Annotated in this window: 1 protein-coding gene; it reads right to left on the bottom strand. The window is 41.3% G+C overall.

Annotation, left to right across the window (positions count from 1 at the left end):
• Positions 1-609: 609 nt before the first annotated feature.
• Positions 610-1,959: an ISNCY family transposase gene (locus tag U9Q77_10975; GenBank protein ID MEA3287879.1), complete on the bottom strand. Its 1,350-nt coding sequence runs from the start codon at positions 1,957-1,959 to the stop codon at positions 610-612.
• Between the last annotated feature and the right edge of the window lie 265 nt (positions 1,960-2,224).

Raw genomic sequence — 2,224 nt, 5'->3', positions numbered from 1 at the left:
TCCCTGGCCACTCCCCGAAACCCCTTAAGAATCAACCACTTAAGGGGTTTTCTTTTATCACTTACTTCCATATCATTTTGATATAACAATGGGCTATTTTGGTATATCAATGGCACATATAGCGCACACACATTTTAAGTGATTCATTTAAGCTACCCTACCCCATCCACTCGCCCGATGTTCAGATACTTTAGATTCTCCATTAGTTGAGTCTTCAAGCAAGGCTGAAGTTCTATTTCGTCCTTGCTCCGGGGTTGTGAGATTCTCGTTTCAAGAAGTTGCATAGTGTGCCGATAATCAATCTGGAGCGGCAACGGCCGTTTTGGACAGATCCTGTGACTAATTGCAATTTTACAGAAAAAGATATTGCCTTATCTCGACTTTTTAAGTAATTAGTGTCTGTCCATAAAGTCATAATAATAATGATAAATCTCTAGCCAGTAAGAGATTCTGGCCTTCAGATTCTATCAAAGTGTCCAGAAAAAGTGGTTTTTCTTCAAAACGGCCTATTGCCCATCTACTTTTCATAAAACAACCCGTTTTTGAGCAAAAAAGGGCATAGCTGTCCCACTGTCAAACTTAAAACTAATTCTGGAAAAATGATGATCGTCAGGCAAAGGCTTTTTCCTTAACAATTCGTTCCAGAATTAGTCTTGTCATCATGCGGAAGTTATAGGCGATTACACTCCACAAAACCTTGGCTTTAAAATGCTCCCAGCCCTTCCACTCACAAATGCGCATTCCAAAACCACGTTTCCAGTTTGAAATCACAGCTTCGATTCCACTACGCCATTTCTTTAATCTGGTCTCCATGTTCTTGCTGCTTGTAATGTTCTTTAAAGACCCCACAACCTTATTGAAAACTATATTGGTGATACCCTCGGTTTTACAGTAATCAGCATTGTCCCCCCAGGCATAGCCACCATCGGTAACACTATCACGAGGGGTTATACCATATCCTGAGATCACACGATCCAGGGTAGGTTGAAACAGTTTGGTATCCGAGGGGTTACCCTTCAATATCTGACAATCCAATACCAAGTTACTGCGCCCACCGGCCAGATTAATCTTATGACCAAACAGGACGTCCCTGCCCCCCTTTACAATAATATCAGTATGGGGTTCATAAATGGAGAATATCTTTTCTGAGTTAGGGACATTCTCTCCCAGAATCTGCTTACGGTATGCCATGGAGTAAACCTGTTTCATCACTGGGAGGAGCTCATCTAAACGGGACAGCAATGCCTTGGCTTTGAGTCCCTTAACCTTTTTCTTGAGCGTGTTTGATACCTGGTTGATACTCTTGGTGAAGGTACCCAACTGTTTGCGAAATGCATCCTCACGCTTCTTCGATCTCGTGACGTTGATCTTAAAATACATCTGCTTAGCAGACTTGCGGTAATCTCGAAAACTTATCTCATCACATTCTTCATGTAACGCCTCTAATAACCGGTGACTTTCCTTGATGCAGTCCCAAACCAATGCATTATTCGTGGGGTAGTGGATGTTGCTCTTAACAATGGTACTGTCCTGGCGGATACTTTTTACATCTTCCAAACCTTCTGAAATAGCAATCCTATTAATCTCATACAATAACTGCTGGAGACTCTCTTCACTTATTCTGGAAATGTATTTTTGGAACATCTGAAAACTAAAGGGCTTACGCTCATCAAGCTTGATAAAGGTCGCACATATGCGACTATCTTCCTGGGCAAATTGAAGCTCCCGGTAGTCCAGGTTCTTCATTTCTTTAAAGATCGCTGCTCGAACAATCTGTTCAATACTTGGAATATCCTGGCGACCAAACTTGTTAGACTTGTTTCCTCGTAAAATATCTGCAGATAATAACTCAATCAACTCAGCGTGATCCTCAAGAATCGTATCAATTAAGGCAAACTCTGCATTGTTCCTCCACTGAGGACGTTCAAACTTCAAGGTCAGATCATTATACAACTTCACCGGATTTTCTCCTATATTTAGCCATATTATGGTGAAGTGTTTTCAATAATACAAGACCTATCTGCTGTATTATCATAATGTTATAATTTATAGACAGACACTAATTAGTATAAGTGCGTCTTTTGAAATACATTTGGAATAATCACCCCAAAAGAGTCAGGGTGTACACCAATTAACATCTCCCTGTCCCTCACGGATAACCACGGGTCCATCGTCATCCGTCATATCGATCACAGAAGACAATTCGGCCCAGGTTGGTCCGGAA

The sequence above is a fragment of the Candidatus Neomarinimicrobiota bacterium genome, assembly GCA_034716895.1.
Lineage (GTDB): Bacteria > Fidelibacterota > UBA8477 > UBA8477 > JABMPR01 > JABMPR01.
Note: the sequence above shows the minus strand (reverse complement) of the source record. Positions and strands in the feature narration are given on the sequence as shown.